General features: G+C 72.6%; 15 protein-coding genes. 4 read left to right on the forward strand and 11 right to left on the reverse strand.

Going from position 1 to position 25,311, the window contains the following annotated elements; all coding sequences use genetic code 11:
* The 3 genes from ACFWPQ_RS21695 to ACFWPQ_RS21705 are packed head-to-tail and all read left to right on the forward strand — an operon-like array spanning position 1 to position 4,155.
* Entirely contained in the window at positions 1-657 is a 657-nt protein-coding gene (locus ACFWPQ_RS21695) for a DJ-1/PfpI family protein (protein WP_384037006.1), read from the forward strand.
* A gap of 31 nt (positions 658-688) precedes the next feature.
* Positions 689-2,686, forward strand: a complete 1,998-nt coding sequence (locus tag ACFWPQ_RS21700) for an alpha-1,4-glucan--maltose-1-phosphate maltosyltransferase (protein ID WP_384037009.1) — start codon at positions 689-691, stop codon at positions 2,684-2,686.
* A complete protein-coding gene (locus ACFWPQ_RS21705; protein ID WP_384037012.1) occupies positions 2,683-4,155 on the forward strand; it encodes a hypothetical protein in 1,473 nt (490 codons plus the stop codon). The genes ACFWPQ_RS21700 and ACFWPQ_RS21705 overlap by 4 nt, the downstream gene beginning before the upstream one ends.
* 379 nt (positions 4,156-4,534) lie before the next feature.
* Here the strand turns inward: ACFWPQ_RS21705 and ACFWPQ_RS21710 are convergent, their stop codons facing one another.
* The 4 genes from ACFWPQ_RS21710 to ACFWPQ_RS21725 form a co-directional block, all read right to left on the reverse strand.
* Positions 4,535-5,893, reverse strand: a complete 1,359-nt coding sequence (locus ACFWPQ_RS21710; protein WP_384037015.1) for a helix-turn-helix domain-containing protein — start codon at positions 5,891-5,893, stop codon at positions 4,535-4,537.
* A gap of 476 nt (positions 5,894-6,369) precedes the next feature.
* Entirely contained in the window at positions 6,370-8,535 is a 2,166-nt protein-coding gene (locus ACFWPQ_RS21715; protein WP_384037411.1) for a dipeptide ABC transporter ATP-binding protein, read from the reverse strand.
* A gap of 86 nt (positions 8,536-8,621) precedes the next feature.
* Positions 8,622-9,512 (reverse strand): ABC transporter permease, encoded by an 891-nt coding sequence (locus ACFWPQ_RS21720; protein WP_384037017.1) that lies wholly within the window; start codon positions 9,510-9,512, stop codon positions 8,622-8,624.
* On the reverse strand, positions 9,509-10,492 hold the full coding sequence (locus ACFWPQ_RS21725) for an ABC transporter permease (RefSeq protein ID WP_384037020.1): 984 nt from the start codon (positions 10,490-10,492) through the stop codon (positions 9,509-9,511). The genes ACFWPQ_RS21720 and ACFWPQ_RS21725 overlap by 4 nt, the downstream gene beginning before the upstream one ends.
* Positions 10,493-10,641: 149 nt before the next feature.
* On the opposite strand from ACFWPQ_RS21725, the gene ACFWPQ_RS21730 reads away from it, so the two are divergent.
* A complete protein-coding gene (locus tag ACFWPQ_RS21730; protein WP_384037023.1) occupies positions 10,642-12,363 on the forward strand; it encodes an ABC transporter family substrate-binding protein in 1,722 nt (573 codons plus the stop codon).
* Positions 12,364-12,418: 55 nt separating this feature from the next.
* Here the strand turns inward: ACFWPQ_RS21730 and ACFWPQ_RS21735 are convergent, their stop codons facing one another.
* The 7 genes from ACFWPQ_RS21735 to ACFWPQ_RS21765 form a co-directional block, all read right to left on the reverse strand.
* Positions 12,419-13,645, reverse strand: coding sequence for an IS701 family transposase (locus ACFWPQ_RS21735; protein WP_384037026.1), 1,227 nt, complete (start codon positions 13,643-13,645; stop codon positions 12,419-12,421).
* Positions 13,638-15,797: an AGE family epimerase/isomerase gene (locus ACFWPQ_RS21740; RefSeq protein WP_384037029.1), complete on the reverse strand. Its 2,160-nt coding sequence runs from the start codon at positions 15,795-15,797 to the stop codon at positions 13,638-13,640. The genes ACFWPQ_RS21735 and ACFWPQ_RS21740 overlap by 8 nt, the downstream gene beginning before the upstream one ends.
* Positions 15,794-17,941 carry a glycogen debranching protein GlgX gene (gene glgX / locus ACFWPQ_RS21745; RefSeq protein WP_384037414.1) on the reverse strand — a complete coding sequence of 716 codons (2,148 nt, stop codon included), beginning with the start codon at positions 17,939-17,941 and terminating at the stop codon, positions 15,794-15,796. The genes ACFWPQ_RS21740 and glgX overlap by 4 nt, the downstream gene beginning before the upstream one ends.
* An 86-nt stretch (positions 17,942-18,027) precedes the next feature.
* Positions 18,028-18,738, reverse strand: a complete 711-nt coding sequence (locus ACFWPQ_RS21750) for an SDR family oxidoreductase (RefSeq protein WP_361296490.1) — start codon at positions 18,736-18,738, stop codon at positions 18,028-18,030.
* Positions 18,739-18,915: 177 nt separating this feature from the next.
* A complete protein-coding gene (locus ACFWPQ_RS21755; RefSeq protein WP_384037033.1) occupies positions 18,916-20,250 on the reverse strand; it encodes a sugar phosphate nucleotidyltransferase in 1,335 nt (444 codons plus the stop codon).
* A gap of 234 nt (positions 20,251-20,484) precedes the next feature.
* Positions 20,485-22,332, reverse strand: a complete 1,848-nt coding sequence (locus tag ACFWPQ_RS21760) for an MFS transporter (RefSeq protein ID WP_384037035.1) — start codon at positions 22,330-22,332, stop codon at positions 20,485-20,487.
* A 197-nt stretch (positions 22,333-22,529) separates the two neighbouring features.
* Complete coding sequence (locus ACFWPQ_RS21765; protein WP_384037038.1) at positions 22,530-25,253, reverse strand: serine hydrolase; 2,724 nt, start codon at positions 25,251-25,253, stop codon at positions 22,530-22,532.
* Positions 25,254-25,311: the final 58 nt, after the last annotated feature.

Here is a 25,311-nt window from a genome sequence, read left to right on the forward strand (position 1 = left end):
GTGCGACTGAACGGACACAAGATCGCCGTCCTGATGGAGAGCGACTTCTACGAGCCCGAGATCCTCTACTACCGCTACCGCTTCCCCGAGGAGGGCGCGGAGGTCCACTTCCTGACCCGGCTCTGGGGCAACGAGGCCATGACCTTCCAGGGGCACGAGCACCGCATGCCCTTCGAGGTCACCGAGTCCTTCGAGGACCTCGACGAGTTCGCGCTCAAGGAGTACTCGGCGGTGATCGTCCCCTCCGGGATGGTCTCCGACCGCCTGCGCTACACCGACGACCCCGAACAGCTGCCGCCCGCCTCGCAGTTCCTGCGCCGCGCGTTCGCCGACCCGGCGATCGTCAAGGGCATCATCTGCCACGGCATGTGGCTCGCCGCGCCGATCCCGAACCTGATGCGCGGCCGGCGCGCGGTCGTCCACAACAACCTGCTGGGCGACCTGCGGAACATGGGCGGCGAGTACGTCGACGAGGACGTCGTGATCCACGACGACCTGGTCACCGGCCGCACCGGCAACCACTGCCACGTCTTCGCCCGCACCATCATCGACCTGCTCGCCGACCGTCAGCCCGCCGAGCCCGCTCCGGCCGCCCAGGCCGTCCAGCCCGCCGAGGCCGTCCAGCCCGCCCAGGCCGTCCCGGCCGGGCAGGGCTGACGGGACGCGAACGGGGAGAGGAGCGATCATCATGACACCGGTGACCGGGCGCATCCCCGTCCTCGACGTCCGCCCCCGGGTGCGGGACGGGGAACTGCCCGCCAAGGCCGTGACCGGCGAGCACGTCGACGTCACGGCGACCGTCTTCCGCGAGGGCCACGGCGTGATCGCCGCGGACGTGGTCCTGCGCGGCCCCGAGGGTGCCCCCGCCCAGCGGGTGCCGATGACCCTCGTCGACCCCGACGCCGACCGCTGGAGCGCCACCGTGGTGCCCGGCACCGAGGGCCTGTGGACCTTCCGGGTCGAGGCCTGGGCCGACCCTCTGGCCACCTGGCGCCGGGACGCCGAGCTGAAGATCGAGGCCGGCGTCGACACCGAACTCACCCTGCGCGAGGGCGTGCTGCTGCACGAACGGGCCGCACACGGCGAGAACGACATCACCGACCGGGGCCGGCGCGAGGAGGTCCGGGCCGCGATCGCCGCGCTCCGCGACACCCTCGGCCCGGCCTCGGCCCGGCTGGCGGCCGTCACCAACCCCCGGGTGACGGCCGCCCTGGGCCGCTACGCACTGCGCGAACTGGTCACCGCCTCCCGGCCGTCGGCGCTGCGCGTGGAGCGGCGGCGGGCCCTGGTCGGCTCCTGGTACGAACTGTTCCCGCGCTCGGAGGGCGCCGTGGTGGAGTCGGGCGCGCCGCCGGTGAGCGGCACCCTGCGGACCGCCGCCGGGCGGCTGCCCGCCGTGGCCACGATGGGCTTCGACGTGGTGTACCTGCCGCCCGTCCACCCCATCGGCGCCACCCACCGCAAGGGTCCCGACAACGTTCTCGTCGCCGGCCCGGACGACGTCGGCTCGCCCTGGGCCATCGGCTCCTGGCAGGGCGGCCACGACACCCTCCACCCCGATCTCGGCACCCTGGACGACTTCCGGTACTTCGTCGCCACAGCCCGCGGCCTCGGCCTGGAGGTGGCCATCGACTTCGCCCTGCAGTGCTCCCCGGACCACCCCTGGGTGACCGGGCACCCCGAGTGGTTCCACCACCGGGTGGACGGCTCGGTCGCCTACGCCGAGAACCCGCCGAAGACCTACGAGGACATCCACCCCCTCGACTTCGACACCGACTTCGAGGGCCTGTACGCCGAGGCGCTGCGCGTCCTGCGGCACTGGATGGCGCAGGGCGTCCGGATCTTCCGCGTCGACAACCCGCACACCAAGCCGGTGCACTTCTGGGAGCGGCTGATCGCCGAGGTCAACACCACCGACCCGGACGTGGTGTTCCTGGCCGAGGCGTTCACCCGGCGGGCCATGGTGCACGCCCTGGCCCAGGCCGGCTTCCAGCAGTCGTACACCTACTTCACCTGGAAGAACAGCAAGCAGGAGCTGACCGAGTACCTGCCCGAACTCACCCGGGACAGCGCCGACTTCCTGCGGCCCAACCTGTTCGTGAACACCCCGGACATCCTGCACGCCTACCTCCAGCACGGCGGCCGGGCCGCCTTCGAGGTGCGGGCCGTGCTGGCGGCGACCGCCGCGCCCAGCTGGGGGGTGTACGCCGGGTTCGAACTGTGCGAGAACACCCCGCTCGCCGAGGGCACCGAGGACTACCTCGCCTCGGAGAAGTACCAGCTGCGGCCCCGGGACTGGGCGCGGGCCGAGGCCGAGGGGCGGACCATCGCCCCGCTGATCACCCGGCTCAACCGGATCCGCCGGACCCGTCCGGCCCTCCAGGAACTGCGCAACCTGCGGCTCCAGCACACCGACAACGACCAGGTCCTCGCCTACTCCAAACACGTGGACCTGCCCCAGGGCGGCACCGACGTGGTGCTGGTCGTCGTCAACCTGGATCCGCACCGGGCCCAGGAGGCGACCGTGACCTGCGACCTGGCGGCCCTCGGCCTGCCCGCCGACGGCACGCTCAAGCTCCGCGACGAACTCACCGGAGCCGCCTACGCCTGGGGCGAGTCCACCTATGTGCGCCTCGACCCGGCCCACCAGGTCGCGCACGTACTGACGACCGAGGAGGCGTCATGACGACGGACCCGAGGCCGGGGACCAGGCCGGACCCGAGGTCGGACCCGAGGCTGGACACGAGGTCGGAGATCCTGCGGCCGCTGCTGCCCGCGCTCGGGCCCTGGCTGACGGGCCGGCGCTGGTTCGACGCGCGCTACGCCGGAGCCCCGCTGACCGCCGAGGCGGCCTCGGTGGTCGGCGACGAACCCCCGCTGCTGCTGCACGCCGTGGTCTCGGCGGACGGCGAGGCCGGCCCGCTGCGCGTCCAGCTCCTGCTGGGCCTGCGCCCGGAGCTGCCGGACCGGCTGGCGACCGCCGCGATCGCGACCGTGCCGAGCGGCCCCTGGCAGGGCTGGCGGGTCTACGACGCGCTGGCCGACGGCGCCCTGCTCGCCCTGCTGCTGCGCACCCTGGCGGGCGGCGGCGCACCGCAGGGGCCGCGCCTGGAGCGCAGCTCCCGCTATCCGCTGCCGGTCGGCCTGGTGCCGAAGCCGCTCCAGGTGGAGCAGAGCAACACCTCGGTGGCCTACGGCGACCGGGTCCTGCTGAAGATCTTCCGCCGCCCGGAGCCGGCCCCGCACACCGAGGTCGAGGCGCTGCGGGCGCTCACCCGCCAGGAGTGCGCCCGCACACCCCACCTCTACGGGGCGGTGCACAGCGACGCCCCCGGCGCGGAGGGCCTGGTGCTCGGCCTCGTCGAGGAGTTCCTGCCGGACGCCCGGGACGGCTGGGAGGAGGCGCTGCGGCAGGCGACCGACTCCGTGGCCGGCACCGGCCGCGGTTCGGCCCGGGGCTTCACCGGGGACGCGTTCGGTCTGGGCCGGGCCGTCGCCGACGTGCACGGTGCGCTGGGCGAGGCGTTCGGGCGGACCCGGCTGACCGTGGAGGACGTGGCCGAGGAGGCGGCGCGGATGACCATGCGCGCCAAGGAGGCCGCCGAGGAGGTCCCGGCCCTCGCCCGGTACACCGCACGGCTCGGCGCCCTCTTCGACGACTGCGCCCGGGTGGCCGGGCGCGGCTGCCCCCTCTACGTCCAGCGCACCCACGGCGACCTGCACCTCGGGCAGGCGCTGCGGACCCACGACGGCTGGCGGATCGTCGACTTCGAGGGCGAGCCGGCCCGGTCCGCCGCCGAACGCGCCCGCCCGCAGCCGGTGCTGAAGGACGTCGCCGGCATGCTGCGCTCCTTCGACTACGCGGCCCGCACCGGGCTCACCGCCGTCGAGGCGGGCGAACCGGCGGAGACCTCGCCCGCGGCCCGGCTGCGGCGGCGGAGGCGCGCGTCCGCGTGGGCGGTGCGCAACCGGCGGGCGTTCGTCGCCGGGTACGCGGCCGCCGGACACGAGGACCCGGACTGCCACCCCGTGCTGCTCCGGGCCTTCGAGGCGGACAAGGCCGTCTACGAGGCCGTGTACGAGTCCCGGCTGCGCCCCGACCGACTGCCGGTCCCGCTCGCCGCGGTGCACCGACTGGCCACCGCACCCCACTGACGGCCACCGGCCCGGGACTGCTCCACCGGCCCGGGGCCGCTCCACCGGCCCCGTCCGGTCAGCGGACCCGGCGTCCGACGCGGCGCCGGGCCGGGCGTCCGTCCCGGGCTCCGGCCGGGCGCTCGCCCCGGTGCTCGCCCCGGCGTCCGGCCGGGGGTCCGGTCCGGCGTCCGCCCCGGATTCCGGGGCGGCGGTCGACCCCATGTCCGACTCGGCGTCCGAACAGGCGTCGAACGGCGTCGAATCCGGCGGTGAAAGGACCGGAACCGGTACATGGAAATCGGTGCTCGACGGACTTTCAATTCGCTTTGTCGTGCGGGTATTTCACGGCGGTTCCGGGAGGGGAATTCGGGTGGTCCGGGGAACGGGGCGGAGCGGGTCAGGAACGGCCCTGCTCGGTGAAGGACGTGCTCGGGTCGCGGTTCGGGGCCAGGCCGGCCGACGACAGCGCCTGGTCGTACGCCTGCAGGGCGGCCGTGCTGTTGCCCTGGCGGCGCCACAGGTCGCCCACGTAACGCCAGTTGAGCGCGGTCTGGTGGGACGGCGGGAACTGGCGCAGCTGCCGGGTGGCGGCCTGCAGGCACTGGGCCGCCTGCTCGTGGTCGCCGCGCAGCAGATGGATCTCGGCGAGCGTGGCACGCGCACCGACCGCCTGGATGCGGGACTCCGGGCCGGTGAGGCCGAGGGCCCGCTCCGCGTGGGCCGCGGCCTCGTCCCAGTTGCCGAGCATCGCGTCCGCGTCGGCCAGGCCGATCTCGCACTGGGCGAGCTCGGGCGCGTTGCCGACCTCCGCCAGCAGCTGCTGGGCCTCCTCCAACAGCTGCTTGGCGCGCGCCGGTTCGGGCTGGTCGACCTGGAGGAGCAGCGAGCCGCAGTTCATCTTGAGCATGGCGACATGGCGGATGTTGTCGTCCTCGGACATCAGCGCCAGCGCCCGCTCCACCAGGGCCAGCGCCTCGTTCAGCTGGCCGCGGGAGCGCGCCACGAGCCCCGCGTTCCAGAAGACGGCACCCCGCGCGGCCCGTGCCCCCTGCTTCTCGGCGGCGTCCAGGAGCCGGACCCCGAGAAGCTGGGCGCGGGTGAGGTCGCCCCGCATGTGGAACGACGCCATGAGCGTGGCGCCGAGCTGGACGTGGTCGACGGTGACGTCCAGGCCGAGGGCGTCGAGGCGGGACATGGCCCGCTCGCCGATCTCGATGCTCGTCGTGATGTCGCCGGCGTTGCGGTAGCAGCGGCACAGGGCGACCGACACGGTGCACCAGTCGGCGGAACCGGGCGGCAGTTCGGGGTCGCGCTGGAGGTCTTCGAGGATCGTGATGGCGGCCTCGATCCGGTCGAGCTTCTCCAGGGCGGAGGCCTGCGCGATGCGCGCGCGCCGGGTCATCGACGGGTCCAGCAGGGACGGCTTCGCCAGGAGGTCGCTCAGGGTCTGGAGGGCCTCGCCGTTGCTGCCGTTGCGCAGGGCCATCTCGCCGAAGGCCAGCCGCAGCCGGGTCTCCTCCAGCTCGTGGTCGTCGCGTCCGCTGCGCAGGTACTCCACCGAGCACCCGAGGCGCTCGGCGAGCGCGGCGAGCACCGAGTCCGACGGGGCGCCGCGCTTGCCCGACTCGATCAAGGAGATGTAGCTCGCCGAAATCTCCCCGGACGCGAGGTCCTGCTGCTTGAGTCCACGTTTGCCGCGCAACAACCTGATGCGCTCGCCCAGCCCTGCGGCCGTCGCGTTGCCGAGTGGATCCATGCCAACTCCTCGGTGCAGTACTTGACTGTCGGGATGACAGATCGATGTTACCAGTAAGTTGATATCTACCCAATGGGCTTCCGGTGATCTTTTAGCGGCTCTCGACCGCATTTTGCAGCACAGTTCTCTGATCGATTTACCGGCAGGCTTATGTGGTGCGCGATATTCCGTTTGATTGTTATTGATTTTGCGAGAAACTGCTTGACTATAACTGTCATTCAAGGTTGACTTTAATTGTCAAGGCGCAGCCTTCTATTGTTCAGGGGAGGGGATTTTCGTGAGCAATAAAATAATCGCGCTCTTTGCAATCGTCGTCCTGGTCAGTGGTCTTGTGTCGGGGGGCCTGTGGCTGAGCGCCTCCGGTCCGAGCAACCGCCCGGTGCACGAGGGCATGGCCGCGTCCAGCGGTGGGAGTGGTGGCTGCTGCTGATCGGACACGCGCTGCGCACGGGACCGGGTCCGGTCCGGCGGCCGCACTACGGCCGTCGGACCGGCCCCGGTCCTTCGTCGTGCGGGAGGTCGTGCGGGAAGTGGCAGGCGACGGTGTGGCCGGCCTCCGGGCCCGCCGCCCGCCCGCGGGGCACCTCCTGCGCGCAGCGCCGCCGTTCCGCGGCGGAGAGCACGGCGTGGTGGGGACAGCGGGCCCGGAAGCCGCAGCCGGAGGCGGTGCGCGGGTCCGGCCCGGGGTCACCGGGCAGCACGATCCGGCGCCGGGAGCGTTCGGCGAGCGGATCCGGCAGCGGGACGGCCGAGAGCAGGGCCCGGGTGTAGGGATGGCGCGGCCGCCCGAACACCTCGGCGACACCGCCCGTCTCCACCGTCCGGCCCGCGTACATGACCGACACCCGGTCGGCGAGCTGCCGTACCACCGCGAGGTCGTGCGAGACCAGCAGATACGCCGGGCCCAGCTCCCGCTTCAGCCGCAGCAGCAGGTCCAGGATCCCGGCCTGCACCGACACGTCCAGCGCGGACACCGGCTCGTCGAGCAGCAGCAGCGCGGGCCCGACCGCGAGGGCCCGGGCGATGGCGATGCGCTGCCGCTGTCCGCCGGAGAACCGGTGCGGGTAGCCGTCCGCGTCCGCGGGGCGCAGCCCCACCTGGGAGAGCAGCCGGGGCACCCGCGCCGCCACGACGGCCGGCGGCACCCGCGCGGCGTGCAGCGGTTCGGCGACGATGTCGCCCACCGGCATCCGCGGATCGAGGCTCGACATCGGATCCTGCGGCACCAGCTGCACCGCCGTCCGCAGCTCACGCGCCGCCCGGCGGGACAGCAGCGCGGTGTCCTGCCCGAGGATCTCCACCCGGCCGGCCTGCGGAGCCGTCAGCGAGGCGATCTCCCGCAGCGTCGTGCTCTTCCCGGCCCCGGACTCCCCGACGAGCGCCAGGGTCTGCCCGCGCCCCACCTCCAGATCGACCCACTCGACGGCCCGCACCTCGGGAACACGCCGCTGCCGGAACCCGGCCGACCGGTACGACCGGTACGACCGGCCGAGCCCGGAGACCCGCAGCACGACGTCGGCGCCCCTGCCCTGCGGTGTGGCGTCCCGGCCCGGTGTCCCGCCCCGGCCCCGTGTGCTGCCCCGGCCCGGTGTCCCGCCCCGGCCCGGGGGCTGCGTCGGCGGTCCGAACAGCTCCGCCGCGCTCCAGTGCCGGACCTCCGGGATCCGTCGGCAGGCCGCCTCGTGGGCGCCGGGTGCCGAGGCGTCGGCGCGGGACGGGCTGTCCACTCCGGTGAGCGGGGGCTCGGCCGTGCGGCACTCCGGTTCCGCCAGCGGGCAGCGCGGGGCGAAGGGGCAGCCCGGGCCGGCGGTGCCCGGCGCGGGGGCGGTGCCCGGCACCGGGGTGAGCGGCACCCGGGCGTCGAGGCGCGGCACCGAGCCGACGAGCCCGAGGGTGTACGGCATCCGGGGGCGGCACAGCACCGCTTCCACCGGCCCGGTCTCCACCACCCGCCCCGCGTAGAGGACCGTGACCCGGTCCGCGGCGCCCGCGACCACGCCGAGGTCGTGGGTGACGAGGAGCAGCGCCGCTCCCGTCTCCCGCCGGGCCGCCGCGAGCGCTTCAAGGACCTGGGCCTGCACGGTCACGTCGAGCGCGCTGGTCGGCTCGTCCGCGACGAGGACCGCGGGCCGGTTCGCCACCGCCATCGCGATCATGGCTCGCTGGAGCATTCCGCCGGACAGCTGGTGCGGCAGGGCGCCCGCGGCCCGGGACGGCTGCGGCACCCCCACGAAGTCCAGGAGCTCCACGGCCCGCCGCAGCGCCGTGTCGCGGCGCGGGCGGGGGCGTTCGTGGATGCGCAGGGCCTCCGCGATCTGGTCGCCGACCCGCAGCACCGGGGTGAAGGCGTGCAGCGGATCCTGGAAGACCATGGCGATCCGGCGGCCCCGGATCCCGGCCAGCTCCCGCTCCGGCCGCCCCAGCACCTCCTCGCCCAGCAGCCGCACCGAACCGCCCACTCGGGCGCCGGGCGGTGCCAGGCCGAGCAGGGAGAGCGCGGTGAGCGACTTGCCCGCGCCGGACTCACCGACCAGACCCAGCACTTCGCCGGGGCGCAGCACGAGGTCGACGCCGCGCACCACGGGCACCGGCGGCCGCCGCCGCCCGCCGCCGAAGGCGACCGTCAGACCGCGCGCCTCCAGGACCGGGGCGGCAGGTCCACGCCCCGCCGGTTCACGCCCCGCAGGTCCACGCCCCGCCGCCCCGCGCGCCGCCGGGCCCGCGCCCGTCACGCGAGCCCCGACACGACACCGCGGGGCGGCCCGGCGGACCGTACCGTCGTGGGGTCCAGGGCGTCGCGCAGGGCGTTGCCGAGGAGGCTGACCGCCAGCACGAACGCGATCAGCAGACCCGCAGGGAAGAAGAACATCCACGGATACACCAGGGCCACGTCGGACGCGTCCGCGATCAGCGTGCCCAGGGAGACGTCCGGCGGCTGGACGCCGAAGCCGAAGTAGGACAGCCCGGCCTCGCTGACCACCGCCCCGGCCACCGTGACCGTCGCGTCGGTGATCAGGAACGAGGCCAGGTGCGGCAACACGTGCCGCCAGATGATCCGCACCGGCCCGACCCCCATCAGCCGCGCCACCACCACGAACTGCTGCTCCTTCAGCGAGCGGGTCAGGCCGCGCACCGCCCGCGCCGTGACCGTCCAGCCCAGCAGGGCGAGCAGCCCGGCCACCGCGAGCCAGCCCCACCGGCGAAGGCGCGGGGCGAGCACCACAAGGACCAGGAAGCCGGGGAGAACCAGCAGCAGGTCCGCCACGAGCATCAGCAACCGGTCCGTCCAGCCGCCGAAGTAGCCCGCCGAGGCGCCCACCGCCGCCGCAAGACCGGTGGCGACCGCCGCCACCAGTGCCCCGATCAGCAGCGACTTCCGCAGTCCGTGCGCGACCTGGGCGAACACGTCCTGCCCGATCCGGTTGGTGCCCATCCAGTGCCGCGCGTCCGGCGGCTGCCGCAGCGCCGTGTAGTCGACGTCCGCGTAGGACCACCGGCACACGTACGGCCCGGCGACCGCGAGCACCACCAGGGCCAGCAGCAGCGCGAGCCCGCACAGCGCCCCCGGGTGCCGGGCCAGCCGGCCGAGCACCGCGCGCCCGCGCCGCCCCGCTCTCACGGCTGCCGCACCCGGGGATCGAGCAGCGCGTGCAGGACGTCCGCGACCAGCCCCGCCAGCAGGACGACGGCCGCGGCGAAGCCGTCGACCGCCACCACCGAGTTCACGTCGCCCTTCTCCACCGAGTCGATCAGCCAGCTGCCCATGCCGGGCCAGCCGAAGACCCGCTCGGTGAACACGGACCCGGTGACCAGGGTGAGGACGCCGAAGGAGAAGAAGACCGTCACCGGCACCAGCGAGATCCGCAGCCCGTGCCGCAGCAGCGCACGGCCCGGGGTGAGCCCCTTGGCGCGGGCGGTGCGCAGGTGGTCCGCACCGAGCACGTCCAGGGTGGCGGCGCGCTGGTAGCGGCTGTACAGGGCGATCGCCGCGAGCGCCACACAGAGCGCCGGGAGGACCAGGTGGGCCGCCGTGTCCCGCAGCTGGACCGTCCAGTCGCCCTGGAGCCCGGGGGTGTGCTCGCCGGTGTACTTGACGACGGTGCCGCCCGCGGCCCGGTTGACCGCGAGCGCCCCGGTCTTCAGGAGCAGCGCCAGCACGAAGGTGGGCACGCACAGCACCGCGAAGGAGAACCCGGCCAGCGCCCGGTCGCCGAGCCCGCCGCGGCGGACCGCCGCCCACACCCCGGCCAGCGTGCCGACGGCCGTGCCGGTCACCGTGCCCACCAGCAGCAGCCGTACCGACACGCCGATCCGGCGGCCGAATTCGGCGGTCACGGACTGGTCGTCGATGGTGCGGCCCAGGTCGCCGTGGACGGCGCGGTCCGCCCAGTGCGCGAAGCGCTCCGGCAGCGGGGCGCGGTCGTCCATGCCGAGCCGGGACAGCTCGCGGTCGACGACCCGGGCCGGCGGCGGTGGCCTGCGGTCCTCGAAGTAGGCGCGGGGATCGAGCGCGGTCGAGGCGAGCGCGTAGGAGAGGACCAGGGAGACGAGGAACAGGACCATGCAGCGGGCCAGGCGCCTGGCGATCAGGAAGAACATGGGACTCCTGACGGGGCACGGAGAGTGACGGCCGGGGCGGAGCGCGGGCGTCCGCCGGGGGATGGAGTCTGCCTTCTCTTCATTTGAGGGAAACATCGTGATGTTAAGCTCCCACGCCACAATTCGCAGGAAAGTCAAGGTAGTTGGCGGTGCCGCGACGCCGGAGGGGCTGGCAGGTGGAGCGATTACGGGCTGGGGCCGCGTGGCTGGCCGTCTGGGCGCTCGTCGCCCTCGCGACAACCGGATGCTCCGGCTCCGGCGGACACGACGACTCCCGGCACCGGGCGCTTCCCGCCTACGGCACCTACGACATCAACGCCCTGCCGTCCGGGGACCTCCGCTCCGGAGGGACCCTGACCCTGCCGATCACACAGATGATCACGCAGTTCAACTTCAACCACGTCGACGGCGCCCTGGACGACGTGTGGACCGTCGACACGATGACGGAGCCGCGGCTCTTCACCCGCGACGCCGAGGGCGTCCCCCGCATCGTGCGGGACTACCTGACCTCCGCCACCGTCTCCACCGCGGGCTCCCGCCAGGTCGTCACCTACCGGCTCAACCCGAAGGCCCGCTGGTCCGACGGCCGGGCCCTGAGCTGGCGGGACTTCGCCGCCCAGTGGCACGCGGTCGGCGGCGGCGACGACCGGTACCTGGTCGCCGACCCGAGCGGCTACGACCGGATCGCCGACGTCCGCCAGGGCGCCGGCGCGCACGAGGTCCGGGTCACCTTCAAGAAGCCGTACGCCGACTGGCGCCGGCTCTTCACCCCGCTCTTCCCGGCCGTCGCCTACGACAGCCCCCAGCACTTCGACTCCGACTGGCAGGGCCGGCTCCCGGTCACCGCGGGCCCCTTCAGGCTCGCCTCCGTCGACCGCACGGCGCAGACCCTCACCCTCGTCCCCGACGCCGCGTGGTGGGGCACCCGGCCCCGGCTCGACCGCATCGTCTTCCGCGTCCTCGACCCCGACGCCGCCCTGCAGGCCTTCCTCAACGGCGAGGTCGACGCCGTCAACGCCGCCACCAGCGAGGCCTACGCCCAGCTGGCGAAGGCGCCGGACACCGCCATCCGGATCGGCTCCGCCTGGGACGAGGTGCACATCACGCTGAACGGCGCCGCCGGGCCACTGGCCGACCGGGCGGTGCGAGGCGCCCTGCAGCAGGCCGTGGACCGCCCGGCGCTCGCCCAGGTCGCGGCCTCGGGCCTGCCGGTGAAGGTGCCGCTGCTCGGCAACCACTTCTACATGACCAACCAGCCCGGCTACGCCGACGACTCCGGCCCGTACGGCCGCTTCGACCTGAAGGCCGCCGAGCGCGCCCTCGACCGCGCGGGCTGGCGCAGCCAGGGCGCCGGGAAGCCCAGGACGAAGGACGGCCGCAGCCTCACCCTGCGCCTGGTGCTGAGCGAGGGCACCAACCGGCTCGGCGAGGACCTCGCCCAGCTCGTCCAGCAGATGCTGGCCCGGGCCGGCGTCCGCGTCGACATCGAGAAGGTGCCCGCCTCGGCCTACGGCCCGCAGTACCTGGACAAGGGCAACTTCGACCTCGCGATCTTCCGGTTCACCGGGCTGACGTACCCGAGCTCCGCCCACGCCATCTACCGGCGCCCGGCCGGCGGGCAGGTCTTCGAGAACTACGGCCGGGTCGGCTCGGCGAAGGTGGACCAGCTCCTCGACCGGGCCGCCGGCACCCTCGACGAACGGACCGCAGAGCGCCTCTACAACGAGGCGGACACCGAGATCTGGCGGCTCGGCCACGACATCGAGCTCTACCAGCGCCCCCAGATCCTCGCCGTCCGCAAGGGCCTGGCCAACTACGGCGTCCCGGGCCTCGGCGACATCGACTTCACGAAGGTCGGCTGGGAGAAGTGAGCATGCGGCGGCCCCGTGCGGTGGTGTCCGCGCGGGGCCGCCTCGGTGGTGCCGGTCAGGCATGCGGGGTGCTCAGGGCTCTCTCGTCGGCCTGCTGGCGCACCATGTCGAAGCCGAGGGCGGCCGAGGCCAGGGTGACGTGGTGGTGCCAGCCCCGGAAGGAGCGGCCCTCGAAGTCACCGAGGCCGAACTCGTCGTGCATCCGGCCCAGCGCCTCCCCGGCGAACCTGCGCAGCCGGGCCAGCAGCACCAGCTCCGCGAGCCGGCGCACCGGCAGGTTGGTCAGCCAGTAGGCCCGCGGCTGCGGCCGGCCGTAGGGCCAGTCCGCGAGGAGCATCCGCGGCCGCGGGACCGTGGTCGGGCAGCCCTCCGGCGAGCGCTCGGCCCGCAGCAGCACCGGCACGGTCAGGAACTCCGAGTGACACATGCGTTCGGTCACCGGGTCGTGCCAGGTCACCGACGTCCGCTCGGTCTGCCGGACGGCGTGCGCGGCGAGTTCGGCCAGGGTGCCGCCGGCCCCGCGGGCGGTGGCCCGTCCGCGGGGGAGCAGCACCGGCGTGTGCGGCGATGCCTGGACCACATAGCCGAGACCGCGGGCCTCCAGACCCCGTAACAGGGGGTCCGGGTCCCCGTCGCCGCGCCAGTCGGCCAGCACCGGCAGCGGCTCCAGGGACCACTCGTCGAGCATCTCGTCGAGCGCCTCCAGGACATAGCTCCACCGCGGACGGCAGCGCTCGTGCTCCGGCAGGTGCGCCTGGCCGCGCAGACCCTCGTCCCGGTCCCAGCGGGTCGGCAGCACCAGGCGCCAGTTCACCGGGACCCCGCCGGCGTGCCCCACCAGCGAGGTCGCCAGCGCCAGCTGGCAGTTGACGGTGCGCTCCTGGGAGGCCGCGTACTGGCGGGCCACGCCGACCGAGCGGTCGCCGTTCTTGGCGAAGACGACCTCGTCCACCGACCAGGCCTCGGCCCGGAAGGCCCGGGCCATCTGCCCGGCCAGCCGGCCGCGCACCGGCGCGGACGCCCAGGGGCTCTGGTTCACGAACTGCTGGATCTGCTGCACCGCCCGCCGCCCCAGCACCTGCTCGGTGATCCGGGCGGGCGTCTTGCGGCCGGGCACGGCCAGCAGGCCGCGCAGGTACACCTCGCCCCAGCGGCGCTGGTCGGCCCGGGTGAACTGGCCGAACAGCTCGCCGCAGTAGGCCGGCAGGTCGTGGGCACCGGGCGGGGCGCCCGGGGTACGCACGGACGGTAACGGGAGGGTGATGGTCGCGAGATCACTCATGGTTGCAGTCGTCACCACCCTCCAGCAGGAAGGCGTCCGTGGCGAGCAGCGCGTCCGCGACCTCCGGCAGGGCGCAGCCCACGATCACGAAGTCGACGTCGAGCCCCGCCTTGGTGCGCTGGAACAGCAGCTCGTTGATGGCGGACCGGCACATCTCGCTGGTCTCGCAGAGGTGGAACTCCACCCGTCCGGGGGTGGCCGCCATGACCTCGGCCAGGATCCTGCGGAACTTGCCCAGTTCGGCCGCGTCGATCACGCCGCGGCAGCTGATGTGGGCGGTGCCGCCGTCGAACTCGCTGCGCATCCGCAGCCGCATCTGCGCGGGCTCCAGCTCCACCCGCACCCGCACCGGTTCGCCGCCCTCCGGCAGCCGTACGGTCAGGTCCTTGGCGTCGAAGTTCTGGTACGGCTGCCCGTCCACCCACACCCGGGTCAGCTCCGCCGAGCCGGCCGGCAGCAGGTCCGGCGCCACCCGCAGCAGCCGCTCCGGGAGGTCGTCGGGGCGCGGCCGGAAGTGCAGGGTCACCGGGTCGTTGCCGAGCAGCAGACCGGTGTAGGTCGCCGACAGGTAGCAGAGCTCCAGCGCGTGGTAGCCCGCCATCGCGTGGCTGCCCTTGAGCCGCTCGGTGCCCAGCAGGTACGGGATGCCGTTGGCCAGGACGTTGAAGTAGACGCCGCCGTCCTCGTAGTCGAGGAAGTACGCGTTGTAGAACGCCGCCGCCTCCCGGGCCAGCCGCAGGTGCTCGGGGTCGTCGGTGGTGCTGGCCAGGATGAGGTAGGCGAGGATCGCCTGCTCCTGCTGCCACCAGGCCTTGCGGTCGTGCCAGACCATGCGGTGGATGCCGCTGTCCGGGTCGGGCTGCCGCTCCACCACGTCGTACCAGCCGCTGCGCAGGCCGTCGCTGCCCACCGAGGGCATCAGCTCGGCGATCCGCTCCGCCGTGGTGCCGTACTCGGGCTTGTCGTGCAGGGCCTTGATGCGGGTCAGGTTCCAGGTGATCTTGAGGTTGTGGCCGACCACCGCGCGGTCCTGCTGCCAGCCCCAGGTGCGGTCCGGGCTCCAGTCGGCGTGGAACCGCTCCTGCACGAACGGGGAGTTGGGCTCGTCCGGGAACCGCTTGACGATCGTGTCCGCGGTCTCCTCCAGGAGCGCCGCGAAGTCCGGACGGCCGGTCGCCAGATAGGCGTTGATCAGGTACGCCGGGGCGTGGTCGCCGACCGAGTTCCAGTTCTTGCGGGACCGGTTGCGGCCCAGCGAGTCGGCGCCCGGGTCGAGGGCGATCGGGTCCAGGTGCGAGAAGAACCCGCCCTCGACCGGGTCGCGGAAGTACTTCTGGAACAGGGCGACCGTGCGGTCGATGTCGTTCAGGATCTTCGGGTCGCCGGTGATCCGGAAGGTCTGGGTGGGGCCGGCCAGCGCGTAGATCTGCTCGTACATCGGGATCGCGTCGTAGTCGTCGCCGAACTCCGAGGCGAAGACCGGCCGGTGGCCGCCCGCCGTGATGTCGATGCCGTGGTACCAGTACGTGATCCCGTCCGCCTGGTCGTCCACCCGCATGTGCTCGCGCAGGTACTCGGTGCCGGACTGGGCCGCCTCCAGGAAGCGGTCCTCGCCGGTCAGCAGGTAGGCGGTGGCCAGCCCGTACACCAGCCGGGAGATGGTGTCGGTCTCCTGCCGGACGTCCTTGCCGTGGAAGTCCGGTAAGTGGGTGCCGCTGAGGGTCAGGTGGGTGCGGAAGGTGCGCCAGTCGTAGTTCCCGTCCGGGAACTGGCCGCGCAGGTAGAAGTCGGCGATCGCGGCGGCCTGCTGCACCCACCAGTTCGGGTGCTCGAAGACGTACTGGCCCCGGCTCTCCTCCGGGAAGGTGATCTCCTTCGCGTCGAAGCGGGCGCCGCCCTCCCACTCGTAGAGGATCCCGTACGCGAACAGGAACCGGCCCTCGGCCAGCATGTCGACGGTGTCGGCCGTGGTGTCGCGGTAGGAGTCGCCGAGGTTGCGGACGATGCGGGAGACGGCGTTGTGGGTCAGGTGGACCGTGAACTCACGCCCGTCCGGGCTGCGCAGACCGAACATGCGCCTTGTGGGGCTGTAGTGGGTGACGTAACCCGCCAGGGTGTCGGAGGTGATGCGTCGTTGGGAGAGTGCGCTCATCGTCGCGTGCCCTTCTCGTCGGGCAGGGCCGCCAGCAGCACGACGCTGCGGCCCTGGGCGTGATAGGTGGGACCGTCGACCGGCTCCTCCGCTCCGGGCGGGAGGATCTCGTACGGGGCCGGCCGGGCCGTGTCCAGGACGCGGTGCCAGCGGTGGCCGGGGAGGTCGGGCAGCTCGAAGTCGAGGCCCAGGTGGTACATGTTGAGGACCAGGTGCAGGTCCGGGTCGCCGTCGAAACCGCCGTACGTGCAGGCCAGCACGTGGGCGTCGGGGTTCTCCCAGCCCGGCTGGTGCAGCCGCGTGCCGTGCCAGGTGATGTCGGGCAGCAGGCGGGGGTTGAGCCGCTCGGAGAAGAACTGCGGCTCACGGAGGGTGCGGTAGCGCTTGCGCAGCCCGATGACGCCCCGGGTGAACCCGAGCGTCTCCCGTTCGGTCTTCGCCTGCTCCCAGTCGAGCCAGGAGAGCGGGCCGTCCTGGCAGTAGCCGTTGTTGTTGCCGGCCTGGCTGTTGCGGAACTCGTCGCCGGCCAGCAGCATCGGGACGCCGCGGCTGAGCATGAGGATCGACAGCAGGTTCTTGACCTGCCGCACCCGCAGCCCCTCCACCTCGGGGTCGTCCGCGGGGCCCTCGGAGCCGCAGTTCCAGCTGTAGTTCTCGTTCGCCCCGTCGGCGTTCGCCTCACCGTTGGCGTGGTTGTGCTTGGTGTTGTAGCTGACCAGGTCGTTGAGGGTGAAACCGTCGTGGCAGGTCACGAAGTTGATGCTGTTGGTGGGCAGTTCCTCCTGCGGGGCGAACAGGTCGGCCGAGCCGCCGAGCCGGGAGGCGACCTCGCCGGCGATGCCCGCGTCGCCGCGCACGAACCGCCGTACGTCGTCCCGGAAGGGGCCGTTCCACTGCGCCCAGCGCTTCCCCGGGAACCGGCCCACCTGGTAGAGCCCGCCGCCGTCCCAGGGCTCCGCGATGATCTTCGTCTCGGCCAGGATCTGCGACAGCTCGATCGCCCACAGCGCGGGCGGCACCGCCATCTCGTAGCCCATCGGACCGCGGGACAGCTCCGAGGCGAGGTCGAAGCGGAAGCCGTCGACGTGGTGCTCGGAGACCCAGTACTCCAGCGACTCCAGGATGAACTTGGTGACGATGGGGTGGTTGGCGTTGACCGCGTTCCCGCACCCGGTGAAGTCCATGTAGTGCGAGCGGTCCTGCGGCCACAGGTGGTAGTAGGCCTCGTTCGCCGCGCCCCGGAAACTGATCGTCGGCCCGAACTCGTTGCCCTCGCTGGTGTGGTTGAAGACCACGTCGAGGATGACCTCGATGCCCGCCTTGTGGAACGCCTTCACCATGTCGCGGAACTCGGTGATGTGGGTGGCCAGATGGGGGCTGGAGCAGTAGCCGGTGTGCGGGGCGAAGAACCCGTACGGGTCGTAGCCCCAGTAGTTGCGCAGCGGGGTGCCGTCGGGGCCGGTCCGCAGCACCTGGGTCTCGTCGAAGTCGAAGACCGGCAGCAACTCCACGGCGGTGACACCGAGTTCCTGCAGGTGCGGGATCTTCTCGATGACGGCCGAGAAGGTCCCGGGATGGGCCGCCCCGGAGGTCGGCGAGGCGGTGAAGCCGCGGACGTGCATCTCGTAGACGACCGTGTCGGCCATCGGGGTGCGCAGCGGGGTGTCGCCCTCCCAGTCGTAGTCGTCCAGGTCGACCACCAGGCTGCGCATCGAGTACTCGACGTTGTCCCCGGGGCCGATCGCGCGGGTCCGCTCCCAGCAGCTGTTGACGTTGGCGCGGGCGTAGGGGTCGAGCAGCACCTTGCGGTGGTCGAAGCGGCTGCCCCCGGCGGCGGGGTCGCGCGGACCGTCCATGCGGTAGGCGTAGACCTGGCCGGCGCCCAGCCCCTGCACATGGCAGTGCCAGAAGTGGAAGCTGCGGTGCCGCCCGGGGTGCAGCCGGATGGTCCGGTAGGGCTCGGGACTGTCGCAGTTCTCGAAGAGCAGCAGGTCGACACGGGTGGCGTGCTCGGAGAAGACCGAGAAGTTCACCCCGCCGGCGTCGACGGTGCTGCCCAGCGGCTGCGGGTGGCCCGGGGTGACGCCGGGCTGGGGGACGCCGAGGGTGCCGGTCTCGGTGTCGTGGTCGGCGGGCAGGGTCATGTACGGGTTCGTGGCATCCGTCGTCGTGGTGGTGGCGGCGGTCGTGGCGCCGGCGGCCGGCTGGTCCTGGGCCTCGGTGGAGACGCTCATGCGAACACCGCCCTGGTCCCGGCCGGGGCGTCGGCCCGCAGCCCGGCGAAGAGTTCGCCCCAGGGCACGGCGCCGGAGGCCGGGCCGGTCTCGCTGCGCATCTCGAACGTCACGCCGTGCGCCGCGGGCGAGCCGATCGCCCGGACGCAGGCCTCGGCGACGTGCGAGCGGGCCACGAACCCGTCGCCGACGTCGCCCTGTTCCAGGTGCAGCACGCCGTGTCCGGGCTCGTCGGTCAGCCAGCCCGGCCGGATCACCGTGTAGGGCAGGCCCGAGGAGCGGACCGCGTCCTCGCCGGCCAGCCGCCAGTCCAGCATCCTGCCGTAGGCGTTCATGGGGTGGTCGCGGCGGGTGACGTGCCGCTGGCTGACGAGCACGAAGTGGCGGCCGGTCAGGGCGGCGCCCAGGGCGTCGAGGACGTGCCGGACACCGCCGTGCAGGGTCGACTCCGGGCTGTCCGGGCCGGCGGCGTCGGTGCCGGGTTCCACGGCGTAGACGACGGCGGCGCACCCGTGCAGCGGGGTGCTCAGCGTGCCGGGGTCGCGTACGTCGGCCGTGAAGTACTGCGCCTGCGCGGGCATGTGCCGCCGGGCGCGCTGGGTGCTGCGGCCGATGACCCGGACGGTCTCGCCCCGGGCCAGCAACTGCCGGGTGACGAGCCGGCCGACCCGGCCGGTCCCTCCTATGACTGCGATCGGGCTGTCCATCGAGAAAACTCCCCAGGGCGGTAGCCGAGCCGGACGGATGACGTGCGGGACGGAGCGGGTGGGTGCCGGGGCGCGGATTCGGATCCGGCGGTTCGGATCCGGCGGTTGGGATGCAGCGGTTGGGATCCGGTGGTTGGGATCCGGCGGTTCGGATCCAGCGGTGTCGGATGCAGCGGTTCAGATCCAGCGCAGGATGTCGTCGGAGCTGGTCAGATGGGTGCCGGTGGGCAGCCCGGTGAGGGCGGGGACCCGCAGCCGCGGATAGACGCTCACCCCCGAGAGCCGGGTGCCGGGACGCAGGTCGGCGGCCTCGCCGATCGCCGAGTGGACGAGCCGGACGGGGTTGTCGCGGGCGGAGTGCACCTGCGCCATGGGCCCCACGTACGAGTCGGTGACCCGGGCGTACGGCCCGACGACGGCGCCGTCGCCGATCGCCGTCCGGCTGAGCCGGGCCCCTTCGTCGATGTCGACGTCGTCGCCGACGTCCGTGTAGCGCAGCTTCACGCCGGGGCCGATCTCGGCGTTCCGCCCGATGCGTACGGCCGGGCCGAGCACCACGCTGCCCTCGGAGATCTTCTGGGCGAGGGTGGTGCCGGTCGCGCTGTCCTTGGTGCGCAGGCTCGACTCGTGGATCCAGTACCTCGGGTCGGTGCTCACCGGCGCACCCATGGCCCGGCTCATCCACGGGTAGTGGCCGCGCAGCACGTCGCCGAGGGTGGCCAGGTAGTCCGGGATGCTGCCGAGGTCGCCGAGCCGGTCGATGGGCGAGGCCGCGACCGGCAGCCCCCGCCGGACCAGCCAGGGCAGCAGGTCGCCGCCCCAGTCGAGGCGCTGCTGGGCGAGCCGGATCATCTCGGGGGTGCGGGCCGCCAGCCGCAGGCGTCCGCAGTCGACCAGGTACATGCCCGCGTTGGTGGGCAGGGTGAAGGCGGTGCCTGGCAACGATGTCTCGGGGAAGAGGCGGTGGACGCGGTCGAGGCCGGGCTTCTCCAGGAAGCCCGAGACGGTGCCGTCCGCGGCCGTCTGCATCACGCCGTACTTGCCGGCGATCTCCTCGGCCGTGCGGCCGACCGAGGCGACGGTCACGACGGCGTCGGCGGCGTCGTGCGCGTCGGTCAGCCGGCGCAGCGAGAACTCGAAGACGGAGTCGACCGGCATGACCAGGGCGCGGCCGGTCAGGTCCCACCGTTCGAGGTTGTGCAGGGTGGCGGCGCCGGAGCCGACGTTGTAGCGGTCCAGCCGGGCCCGGGAGTAGTGGATCTCGACGCCGAACCGCTCGCCGCGGCCGAGCACGAGCTTGATCTGGCTGTGGTTCTCGGCGCCCTGGGCGACCACGTAGAAGCGGCGGATGCCCTGGTCCCGGCAGTTCTCGACGAGCCATTCGATGACGGGCCGGCCGGCGAACGGGATGAGCGCCTTGCTGCGGATGTAGTCCGAGGAGGCAAGGGTGAGCGGCTTGGCGCGTTCGCCCCGGCCTCCCGCCAGGATGATCCCTAACGTCTCGTCCCCCATGACTGCGCTGCCTCCTCGGCCGACGAATCAATGTCAATCAGTCAACTGAGCCCGTCATTGAGAGTCAAGTAAAAAGTAATGAAAAGAGGCGCACGGAGGCGCCGACAGGCCTCTCCGGCCTCCCGGATTGCAATCCTGAGCTGGGAATATATGGATCGGATGTGGATTGACTCAGAGAGTCAATCCACTCGGTCCACCTGTCATGCAGCCTGTCATGTCAGCCGTGCGGGCCGGTCACTTCAGCCCGTCGGGGCAGGGCGTGCCCCGCGGCAGCTGGTACGGCGCCGCCAGCCGGTACGTCCCGGCCTTCGGGGCCAGCAGCATCGTCCACTTGTCCCCCTTGGCGTCCTCCGGCGTCTCCCTCAGGCAGCCGTTGACGTTGGTGTACGTCTTCGGACTGCCGTCGGCCCGGTGCTTGGAGGCCTCGGTCTCCTGGGGCGCCTTGAAGCTCTTGCCGTCCGCGTCGACGATGCTCAGCCAGGGCGAGTACGGGATCCGGATCAGGATCCGCCCGGCCTTGCGGACCTCGATGGTCAGCTCGCCCTGCTCGGCGCTGTCCACCACCGCGTTCGGCTCGGCGAGCGGCACCGGATCGGTCACCCGGAACAGCTGCCAGTTGGCGTCGCCCCAGATCTGCTTCAGGTACGGCATCCCGCGCTGCACCAGCGCCCGCTCCCGTTCGCCGCCGCCGTCGCCGTCGGGCTGGTCCTTCGGCACGACCACGAAGTGCACGGCCCAGCGCTGCAGCCACTCGTGGTAGTTCGCGGAGTTGAGGGTGTCGTCGTAGAAGAGGGGGTTGCGCTCCATGTCGGCCTGGCGGTTCCAGCCGCGGGCCAGGTTGACGTACGGCGCGAGCGCGGACGCCTCCCGGTGCGAGCGGGCCGGGACCACCTCGACGCGGCCCTTCTCGGCGCCGACCTGCTGGAGCTGGTGCACCAGCGGGGCGAGTTCGCGGGCCCAGGACGCGGCCGGGGTCGTGTGGACGATGTCGTCGACGGACTTGAAGCCGATCCAGCCGCAGACGCCGAGGAAGGCGAGGACGACCGTGTAGTACCTGCGCGAGCGCGGGACCGTGTACGGGAGGGCCGCGATCAGGGTCGCGCCCGCGAACAGCATCGGCAGCCGCGAGATGTTCGAGCCGATCTGCGAGCTGACCAGCCACACCAGCACCACGCCGGCGCTGTACACGGCCGCCGTCAGCCGGACCGTCTTCCACTCCTTCGGGACCAGGAACAGGCAGAGCAGGCCGTACGCGAGCGGCATGATCACCGAGCCGAAGCGCATCGGCTGGGTGCCGGAGAACGGGAACAGCCAGGCGGACACCGCCACCACGGCGGCGGGCGCCAGGCCCAGCGCCCAGGCGCCCGGCCGCCGCTTCTGCAGGAACAGCGCGACCGCGACCAGCCCGACGAAGAGCCCGGCCACGGGCGACGACATGGTGGCGAGCGCGGCGAACGGCGCGGCGACGAGCGCCTTCGCCCACCGTTTGTCCCGCCAGCGGTACGGCCAGCAGAACACCGCCCCGACCGAGGCCAGCGCGAACATCGTGCCGAGCCCGAAGGTGACCCGCCCGGACAGCGCGTTGCAGATCAGCGCGAACACCCCGGCGAGCGCGGCCCACAGGGGGTTCTTCACCGCGCGGCTGCGGATGAGCAGCAGCGTCAGCAGACCGGCCGAGACGGTGCCGGCGAGCATCATCGTCGTACGGACACCGATCACCGACATCAGGTACGGCGACACCACGCTGTACGACACCGGGTGCATACCGCCGTACCAGGCGAGGTTGTACGCCGAGTCCGGGTGGCGGCCGACGAACTCGGCCCAGGCGTCCTGCGCCGCGAGATCGCCGCCGCTGTTCGCGAACGTGAAGAACCAGATGATGTGCAGGATGCCGGCGAGGGTCGTGACCGACAGCACCGGGTGGCGCAGCAGGCGCCGGCGCAGCGGCTCGGCGGCCTGCAGCAGCCGGTCGCCGAGCTTACGCTCCGTACGGTCCGCTGCCGCCGGCGGCAGGGCTATTCGCGGGCCGGCTACCGGGCCCGGATCGGCGTTGTCGGCGCGTGTCGGCTCCGCTGTGGCCACCTGAAGGCACTCCCCGTGTCCCGTCTTCTGTTCTCGGCCGTGTTCCACGGTGTTGGCGGCCGCTTTCCGTCCAGTTCGCGGCCGTGTCCCGGCGACCGGCGACCTGCCCTGATTCGTGACGCTAGCACGCACCCCGCCGCGGGGCCCTGGGGTGGGCCGCCATCGGCGGGGTGCGGTGACGGAATGCCGGTTATGGGTCAGCCGAGGCGGGTCAGCTTGCTCGTGAAGCCGGGCTCGGCGAGGTCCTTCTCCAGGGCGACCGGCACCTGGACGGCGGAGCCGGAGCCGTCACCCACGGTGAGGGTGCCGACCTTGGTACCGGCCTTCGCGGTGTGCGGCACGTCGTCCGCCTGGAACGACAGCTTCACCTTCAGCCCCGACCAGCCGACGGCCGTGACGTCCTCCGTCGCCACCACCGGGGTGCGGCCCCCGAGCCCGTCGTCCACGTACCCGACGACGCTGCCCTTCTTGTAGATCGTCGCCGACTTCAGCGCGCCCTGGGCGGCCCGGATCAGCTTGTCGCCGGCGTTGAGGGCGGCGGTGAGGATGCTGTTGTCCGGGGCCGCGCTGGCCGGCTGCCGCAGTACCGCGCCGATGACCGTGCGGGTCTGGCCGCCGACCGTCTTCTTCGCGGCGAAGACCAGGTTGCCGAGGGCGGAGGTGGTGGTGCCGGTCTTGATGCCGACGACGTCGTTGTGGCCGACCAGCTGGTTCCAGTTGGAGTGGTTGACACCCTTGTAGTCGTCGTACGACATCATCGCGGCGACCTCGCGGAACGACGGCTCGCTCGCCATGGCGGCCTTCGCCAGCTTCACCTGGTCCACCGCGGTGGAGACCGTGGAGTCCGTGAGGCCCGACGGGTCGGTGTACGTCGTGTTCGTCATCCCGAGCTTCTTCGCGGTGGCGTTCATCTTCGCCACGAACGCCTTCTCGGAACCCGCGTCCCAGCGCGCCAGCAGGCGGGCCACGTTGTTGGCGGAGGCGATGAGGATGCTCTCCAGCGCCTCGCGCTGGGTGATCGAGTCACCGGCCGTCACGTCGACGGTCGACTCCTGACCGGCGTTCGCCTGGTCCTGGGCGGCCTGGTCGATCTTGATCTTGGGGCCGGCGGCGCCGCTCTTCAGCGGGTGGTCGCGCAGGACGATGTACGCCGTCATCACCTTGGCGACGCTCGCGATCGGCACCGCTTTCTGCTCGCCGGAGGAGCCGAACGTGCCGATGCCCTGGACGTCGAGGGCGGCCTGGCCGTCGGCCGGCCAGGGGATGTCCGCCTTGCTGCCGTCGAAGGTGTACGTGTCCTTCGCGGTGAGGTCGAGGGTGGGCTGGGGGAGCGGGCGCAGATTCTGTACGACCGCAAAGATGATCAGAGCGACGATGACCAGGGGCGTCCAGATCTTGACCCGGCGGAAGAGGGTCCTGACCGGGGTCTCCGGCGGCGGAGGCGTGTTGGTCAGCTCGGCGAGCAGGTCCAGCGGGGGCTTCGGGGGAAGCGGTTGCTGGGTGGTGCGCTCGGGGCCGATCTGGGGGAGGACGGTGGTGCGGGTGGTGGAGGCGGGGGCGGGCTCGGGCTTCGGGCCCTGCTTTATGTCCGACTTGAGGGCGACGAACCGGCTGGTGCGCTCGGCGTCGGTCTCGGCCTTGTCCCCGGGGGGCTTCGGCGCGGGCGCGGGCTTGGGCTTGGCGTCGCCCAGCTTGAGCATGGTGGTCGGCTGGTCGACCTGCGGGGGGCGGGGGGCCTTGAGCATGGTGGTGGGCTGGTCGACGGCGGACTCGGCTTCGCCTTCGCCACCCTCGGATTTCCCACCCGCACCACCCGTGCGGCCATCGTTGTCAGGTGCGGGTGGCCCCTGCGGTGCCTCCTCGCCGTCGGCGTCCGCGCCTCCGTCCGCAGACCCCGAACCACCGTCCGTCGACTCGGACTTGGCGTCCTCGGGCGCGGCGGCCGCCTCCGGCTCGTCCTCAGGCGCGGCGTCTTCGGGCTCGTCCGCTGCTTCGGGCTTGGCGTCTTCGGGCTCGTCCGTTGCCGTCGGCTTGGCGTCTTCGGGCTCGTCCGTTGCCGTCGGCTCGGCGTCTTCGGGCTCGTCCGTTGCCGTCGGCTTGGCGTCTTCGGGTTCGTCCGTTGCCGTCGGCTTGGCGTCTTCGGGCTCGTCCGTTGCCGTCGGCGCGGCGTCCTCGGGCTCGTCCGTCGCTTCGGGCTTGGCGTCCTCGGGTTCGGTCGCGGCCTTGGGCTCGTCCTCGGGTTCCGTGGCGGTCGCCGACTTGCCCTGGGGCGTGGCGTCTTGGGGCTCGGTGGCCGCCTCGGGCCTGGCGTCCTCGGGCTCGGCCGTCGCCGTCGCCGTTGCCGTCGGCTTGGTGTCCTCCGGCTCCGTGGCGGTCGCCGACTCGGCCTGGGGCGTGGCGTCTTGGGGCTCGGTGGCCGCCTCGGGCCTGGCGTCCTCGGGCTCGTCCGTCGCCGTTGCCGTTGCCGTCGGCTTGGTGTCCTCGGGCTCTGGGGTGGTCGTTGCCTCGGGCGCCGTGGCGGGCTTGTCGGCGTTCTCCGGGGGTTCCGGGGTCTCCTGGCGCTCCTCGGGCGTCTCGGGGCCGTCCGCGGCCTCCGTGGCCGCCTCGGGGGTCTCAGGGGCCTCCGGGGCCGTGGCGTCCTCGGTGCCCGCCGTCGGCTCGCCTGTGCGGACCCACGCCGCCACCGCGTCGCGGAGCTTCGCGTCGCCCTCGCCGGTCTCCTCGGCCGTCTTCAGGTCCCGGACCGAGAAGACCCGGGTGGCGGTGTCCACGCCGCCGGCGGTCTCCTTCTCGGCGGCCACCGCCAGCCGCGGGTCGCGTGCTTCGGGAACCGGATCCGCGCTCCCCGACGTCGGTTCTGCCGACGACTCGCGCTGCTTCGACCTGTCGGGGGACTCGCCCGCCACCGATGCCTCCTCCACGCTTCGCACGTTGCCGTGCGCTGTCCGAACCATGTACCAGTGTCCTGTGTGCGGGCTT

The organism is Streptomyces sp. NPDC058464, assembly GCF_042721035.1.
In the GTDB taxonomy this organism is placed as follows: Bacteria; Actinomycetota; Actinomycetes; order Streptomycetales; family Streptomycetaceae; genus Streptomyces.